Below are 6128 nucleotides of genomic sequence, written 5' to 3'. Positions count from 1 at the left end.
CCAGCACCAGCTCCGAATCCTCCAGCGCGCGGATGGTGATGCTGTCCTCGCCGGTGATGGCGGCGCCGTCACGGGCATCGAGCGGCACGCCGTTCACTTCCACCTTGCCGGTGTTGGGCACCAGGTAGCCGTGGCGGCTGGCGTCGCTGAAGCGGTACTCGGTGCTTTCACCGGCCTTGAGCGTGGCACCGGACACCCGCGCATTGGCACGGATCGGCAACGCGTCGTCGTCGCCTTCGATGCCGCTGGCCAGCGTCACGAAGCGGCCGCTGCGCTCGCCCTTCGGGAACGGCTTGGTGCCCCACGACGGCTTGCCACCGCGCTCATCCGGGAAGATCCAGATCTGGAAGATGCGGGTGATGCCCGGCTCCAGGTTGTACTCGGCGTGGCGGATGCCGCTGCCGGCACTCATCACCTGCACGTCGCCGGCCTCGGTGCGGCCCTTGTTGCCCTGGTCGTCCTGGTGGCTGATGGCACCCTCGCGCACGTAGGTGATGATTTCCATCTCGGCGTGCGGATGCGGCGGGAAGCCGGTGCCGGGCTGGATGGTGTCGTCATTCCAGACCCGCATCGCACCCCAGTTCACGCGCTTGGGGTCGTGGTACTCGGCGAAGGAAAAATGATGCTTGGCATCGAGCCAACCATGATTGGCTCCACCAAGGCTGGCAAACGGGCGACGTTCAATCATGGCGTTCTCCTGGGAAACAGTGGTTTGTCGATGGGCGCCAGTCTAGGCCTGCCCCGCAATGCAGAGAATAGAAACAATGGAAATGCATGCTTTCCATTTCTGCGATACTGCGCGCAACGCCCTGCCCTGGATGCCCGATGAGCCGCCTGCCCGATCTTGAAGCCTGGGCCATCTTCGCCAAGGTGGCCGAAGCCGGCTCCTTCGCCCGTGCCGCCGAGGAGCTGTCGCTGTCGCAGGCCACTGTCTCCAAGGCCATCACCCGGCTGGAGGCGCGCGTGGGCACGGCCCTGCTGCACCGCACCTCGCGCCGGGTCTCGCTGACCGACGCCGGCCAGGGCGCGCTGGAGCGCGCCGTGCGCATCCTCGATGAGGGCGAGGCCATCGAATCGGAGGTCGCCGAGCGCTCCACCGCCCTGCGCGGCTTGATCCGCGTCGCCGCACCGATGTCCTTCGGCGTGGCCCGGCTGGCCCCTCTGCTGCCGGCGTTCATGCAGGCCCATCCGGACGTGGAGCTGGACCTGCAGCTCAGCGACGACATGGTCGACATGGTCGCCGAACGCTTCGACATGGCCCTGCGCATCACCAACCTGGCCGATTCCAGCCTGCGCGCGCGGCGCCTGTGCCAGGTCCGCATCCTGCTGGTAGGCGCACCGGCCTACTTCGCCGCGCATGGCCGGCCCCGGCATCCGCGCGACCTCGCCCGGCACCGGGGTTTCCAGTACAGCTACACGCGCGGCGGCAACACCTGGCGCTTCCGCCACGCACGCCACGGCGAGTTCGCGCAGACCGTGCCGCGCCCACTGCAGGCCAACAACGCCGAAGTATTCGCCCCCGCGTTGCATGCCGGTCTTGGGCTGGCGCTGCAGCCGGAATTCCTGGTCTGGGAAGACCTGCGCGCGGGGCGGCTGGAAACGGCGCTGGACGACTGGAAGGTCGAGCCGTTGGCGCTGAGCATCGTCACCCCGCCGGGCCTGCGCCGGCCTGCACGCGTGCAGGCACTGATCGACTACCTGGCGCAACGCCTGGAAAAGGAGCCATGGGCCCTCCAGGCGCCCTGATGCCCGCGAGGGCTACCGGGTCGTCGGATACGCCAGCATCACCACCAGGTCCTCGTCGCCGGTCTGCTGCAGGGCATGCGTGCTGCCACTGCGGGTAAGCAGCGCGTGGCCGGGGCCCACTTCGTACTGCTGGCCGTCAAGCACGTACAGGCCACGGCCGCTGACGATGTAGTAGATCTCGTCCTTGTGCTGCGGATGCAGGCCGATGCCTGCGCCCTTGTGCAGCACGCGCTTGCGCAGCACGAACGGCAGGTCCCCGACCTCGGCGAAGAAGGAATACGCGGTGGTCGGGCCGGCACCGCCATGCGGCCCGGGCTGGGTGCGGGCAATGTCCTGCTCGCGGATCACCCGTGAGCCGTGCGCATCGACCGCTGCTTTGGCCGGAGCCACCGGCGCGGCGACGGCTGCCGTCGTGGCGGCGGGCGCTGGCGGTGCACTGATCGCGCCGCAATCGATGTCGCGTTGCAGCCCCTCCCGCATCTGCGGCTGCAGCTCGACCCAGCCACGCATCACCAGGCAGGCCACCGCGGTCGCGCCGGCGGTGCTGAAGTGGGTGCCGTCCGCCTTGCCCTGCGCCGGCACGAACATGAAGTAGGGCCTGGCCCCCTGCTCGCCCAGTGCGCGGACCCACGCCATCGAGCGGGCATTGAGATCGATCAGCGCCACCTGCCGCTCGCGCGCCACCCGCTGCATGGCCTGGGTATAGCGACCATGCGTGTCCAGCAGCGCGCCGAAGTCGTACAGCAACCGTGCCGCCGGCGTGACCAGGATCGGCGTGGCCCCCTTCTCCCTCGCCACGGCGATGTAGCGCTCGAGGAACATCACGTAGTCGCCGTCCGGCGCGGTGTAGCGGCTGGGGTCCTCGAACTTGGCATCGTTGTGGCCGAACTGGATCAGCAGCACATCACCGGGGCGCAAGGCGTGGCCGATCGCGTCCAGCCGTCCTTCGGCGATGAAGCTGCGCGTGCTGCGTCCACCCACCGCATGGTTGTGCACCTGCCATCGCGCCGGATCCAGCCAGCCCTGCAGCATCTGCCCCCACCCCGCCTGCGGCGCACGCTCCGGGCCATAGCTGGCCGCGGTGGAATCACCCGCGATGAAGACCGCATGCGACGCATCTGCGGCAACGGCGTTGCCCGCCATGCACAGCAGGAGCAAGCAGGAAGAAATGAGCTTCATCAAAGCGACGCCTCCGACCGCCTGGCGGCCATGTAGGAGCGCCCTCGGGCGCGAAGCCGGCCCCTGATCCGGAGCCGGCAACCTCACTGCGGTTCCACGCCCGCAACCGGTAACAACAAGGGCGCCGCCCGGCGCCCTTGTCCGCCCGCAAGGGCATTACCGCGACACCAGGCGCTTACTTGCCCAGCACGCCCTTCACGTAGGCCACGATGTCCGCGTCCTGGGCGTTGTCGAAGAACGCCTTCTGGAAGCGCTCGCCGCCCACGGCCTGCTTCACCAGCTCCTGGTCGATGGCCTTCAGGCCTTCGACGAAGTCCTTCGACGCGCCCTGCTTCACCTGCGCCAGGATGCCGGCATTGGCCATCTGCGATTCCTTGCGCTCGGCCGGATAGCCCTGGCCACGCTCACCGGCGAACGCCTTCTCGAAGATGAAGCGGATGTTGATCTCCGCGCCCCAGCCGTAGCCCTTGGCGAACGGCAGCGACAGCGCGTTGCCATTGTTGACCTGGGCGAACAGGAACGCATCGGTCGGCTCGATGCAGTAGCCGCAGTACACGCCCGGCCAGGCATTGAGCGACATCATCGCGCCCTGCCCGGTACCGCAGCCGGCGACCACGAAGTCCACGGCCTTGGCGTTGAGCAGCAACGCGGCGCAGATGCCCAGATGGATGTAGGTCAGGCGGTGGTCGTTGTCACCGTCCATGCCCACGTTGAACACGTCATGGCCCTGTGCGGCGGCCACGGTGTTGAGCTGTTCCAGCACCACCGGGTTCTTGGCGGCCTGGCTGAATTCCTGCATCAACGCGATCTTCATTGCATGACTCTCTTGTATGGGAAACGTTGTTGTTGATGAGTTGGAAGCCAAGGCAGAGGCTTCCCTCATCCGCCCCTTCGGGGCACCTTCTCCCGCACGCGGGAGAAGGGAAATCCGTGCAGCTCGCCATTGCTGCCTGGGCTGTCGCTTTGGCTTTGGCTTTGGCTTTGGCAGTTGCTTCGGCTTCTGCTTCGGCTATTGCTCTCCCCTCTCCCGCATGCGGGAGAGGGGTAGGGGTGAGGGCGCTTCCAGCTTTTCAGCGTTTGACGCCTTGGCTCTGACCTTCCAGCCGTCACCTCATCACCTTCAACCCTCAGCGCGCCAACCAGCCACCATCGACCGGGATGATCGCGCCGTTGACGTAATCCGACGCACTGGACGCCAGGAACACCGCGGTGCCACCCAGGTCTTCCGGCTTGCCCCAACGGCCAGCCGGGATGCGGTCCAGGATGGCCTTGTTGCGGTCTTCATCGGCACGCAGCTGCGCGGTGTTGTCGGTGGCCATGTAGCCCGGCGCGATCGCATTGATGGTCACGCCCTTGCCGGCCCATTCGTTGGCCAGCAGGCGGGTGATGCCGGCGATGCCGCTCTTGGAGGCGGTGTAGGACGGCACCCGGATGCCGCCCTGGAAGGACAGCATCGAGGCGATGTTGATGATCTTGCCGCTGCCCTGGGCGATGAAGTGCTTGCCCGCGGCCTGGCTCATGAAGAACGCCGACTTGATGTTCACGTTCATCACGTCGTCCCAGTCCTTCTCGCTGAACTCCACCGCATCGGCGCGGCGGATCAGCCCGGCGTTGTTGACCAGGATGTCCAGGCCACCCAGCCCGGCCACGGTCTCGGCGACCACGCGCTCGACCGGTTCGATGCTGATCAGGTTGGCCTCGATGTTGAGGAAGCGGCGGCCCAGCGCACGCACCTTCCCGGCGGTCTCCTCGGCCGGGACGATGCCGGCACCGGCGATGTCGGCACCGGCGGCGGCCAGCGCCAGCGCGATGCCCTGGCCCAGGCCGGTATTGGCACCGGTTACCAGTGCGACCTTGCCTTCGAGACTGAATGGATTCGTCATGGTGTTCCTCTCCCTGAGCGGTGGTTCGTGGGTTGCTGCCGGCAGCGTGGCCGGAGGGGTTGCGGTGGCTGCGTTTGGCGCCTGCCGCGGCGGGGTCCGGCCGGCCCGGGAGCACGGCTCCAGGGCGGGTTCGGGACGATTCTAGCGGTTATGGAAACCGGTGTCATTTTGCGCCGCAAGAATGAGCGTTTTCCTTTTGGAACAATTACTTGCGGGGGTCAGTCCTGCGGTGGCTGGCAGGAATCGCGCACGACCAGGTGCGGGCGCACGCTGGCCAGCGGCAGGGCACTCTTGCCCTCGGGCTGGATCAGCATCGCCGCGGCGGTGCGCCCGGTATCGCGGGTATTGCGCCGCACCGAGGTCAGCGACGGCCACAGTCGCGAGGCCAGCGGGCTGTCGTCATACCCCACCACCGACAGCTCGCGCGGGATGTTGATGCCCGCACGCATGGCCACCTTGTACACACCGGCGGCCATTTCGTCGTTGCCGGTGAAGATGGCGGTCGGTCGCTGCTTGCCCAGCAGCAGCTTCTCGGCCGCGGCCACGCCGGACTCGAAGGTGTAGCCGGCCTCGATGATGCGCGCCGGCGGCAGCTCGATGCCGCGGTTCTGCAACGCCTCGATGAAGCCGGCGGTGCGCTCGTGCGCGGAGCGGTAGGCGGTCGGCCCGGTGATCAGCGCGATGTCACGGTGGCCCAGCGACAGCAGGTAGTCGGCGGCCTCGGCGGCGCCGTCGCGGTCGTGGGTGATCACCATCTGCGAGGTGTCATCCAGCGGCAACGCGGCGATGCGGGTGAAGCGGCAGCCGATCTCGTCGAGCATGTCGGCCAGCGCCTGGTCTTCGGAGGCACGCGGCACCAGGATCACCCCGTGCAGCTTCTGCTGCTGCACGAAGCGCTTCACCCCCTCGATGTAGCCGGGGCTGCGCGTGTCGCAGGGGTGCACCACCAGCTCGAAGCTGGAGCCACGCAGCGCGTCCAGCGCGCCGTTCTGCATGTCCACCACGTACTGCGCGGTGGGGTTGTCGTAGACCATGCCGATCAGGAACGAACGCCGGAACGCCAGGCCACGGGCCAACGGGTCGGGCGCGTAGCCCACCTCACGCATCAATGCCTCGACCTTCTCGCGGGTGTCTTTGCGCACCAGCGGCGAGTTGTTGATGATCCGCGACACCGTCTTCTTGGAGACACCGGACAGGCGTGCGATGTCGTTGATCGTGGCGGGTCGGCCCAGGTTGTGGGCCGGGGCGTCGACGTCGGTCTTCTTGCGCAAGGCGAGGTCCTTGAAACCGTTCAATGCAGTCATTCTATCGGGCCGCGCT

6 protein-coding genes are annotated in these 6128 nt (G+C 67.4%); 1 reads left to right on the top strand and 5 read right to left on the bottom strand.

Going from position 1 to position 6128, the window contains the following annotated elements:
* Positions 1-688 (bottom strand): pirin family protein (locus tag VA603_RS09135; protein WP_323438602.1); only part of this gene is annotated, 688 nt, incomplete at its 3' end.
* A 137-nt stretch (positions 689-825) separates the two neighbouring features.
* Here VA603_RS09135 and VA603_RS09130 point away from each other — a divergent pair.
* A complete protein-coding gene (locus VA603_RS09130) occupies positions 826-1746 on the top strand; it encodes a LysR family transcriptional regulator (RefSeq protein ID WP_313254820.1) in 921 nt (306 codons plus the stop codon).
* Between the two features lie 12 nt (positions 1747-1758).
* Here the strand turns inward: VA603_RS09130 and VA603_RS09125 are convergent, their stop codons facing one another.
* From VA603_RS09125 to VA603_RS09110, 4 genes are all read right to left on the bottom strand, one after another.
* Positions 1759-2925 carry a GDSL-type esterase/lipase family protein gene (locus VA603_RS09125; protein ID WP_425603682.1) on the bottom strand — a complete coding sequence of 389 codons (1167 nt, stop codon included), beginning with the start codon at positions 2923-2925 and terminating at the stop codon, positions 1759-1761.
* Between the two features lie 175 nt (positions 2926-3100).
* Positions 3101-3739, bottom strand: coding sequence for an RpiB/LacA/LacB family sugar-phosphate isomerase (locus tag VA603_RS09120; RefSeq protein WP_132862286.1), 639 nt, complete (start codon positions 3737-3739; stop codon positions 3101-3103).
* Positions 3740-4052: 313 nt separating this feature from the next.
* Positions 4053-4808, bottom strand: coding sequence for a 2-dehydro-3-deoxy-D-gluconate 5-dehydrogenase KduD (gene kduD, locus VA603_RS09115; protein WP_132862285.1), 756 nt, complete (start codon positions 4806-4808; stop codon positions 4053-4055).
* Between the two features lie 218 nt (positions 4809-5026).
* Positions 5027-6112 carry a LacI family DNA-binding transcriptional regulator gene (locus VA603_RS09110; protein WP_323438603.1) on the bottom strand — a complete coding sequence of 362 codons (1086 nt, stop codon included), beginning with the start codon at positions 6110-6112 and terminating at the stop codon, positions 5027-5029.
* Positions 6113-6128: the final 16 nt, after the last annotated feature.

The sequence above is a fragment of the Stenotrophomonas capsici genome (genome assembly GCF_034961085.1).
Taxonomy (GTDB): Bacteria; Pseudomonadota; Gammaproteobacteria; order Xanthomonadales; family Xanthomonadaceae; genus Stenotrophomonas; species Stenotrophomonas capsici.
This window is presented reverse-complemented; position numbering and strand designations above follow the sequence as displayed.

Bases quoted from the DNA above. Each gene is read 5' to 3' on its own strand.
- VA603_RS09130 (WP_313254820.1), top strand. From the start codon at position 826: ATGAGCCGCCTGCCCGATCTTGAAGCCTGGGCCATCTTCGCCAAGGTG.
- VA603_RS09110 (WP_323438603.1), bottom strand. From the start codon at position 6,112: ATGACTGCATTGAACGGTTTCAAGGACCTCGCCTTGCGCAAGAAGACC.
- VA603_RS09125 (WP_425603682.1), bottom strand. From the start codon at position 2,925: ATGAAGCTCATTTCTTCCTGCTTGCTCCTGCTGTGCATGGCGGGCAAC.
- VA603_RS09120 (WP_132862286.1), bottom strand. From the start codon at position 3,739: ATGAAGATCGCGTTGATGCAGGAATTCAGCCAGGCCGCCAAGAACCCG.
- kduD (WP_132862285.1), bottom strand. From the start codon at position 4,808: ATGACGAATCCATTCAGTCTCGAAGGCAAGGTCGCACTGGTAACCGGT.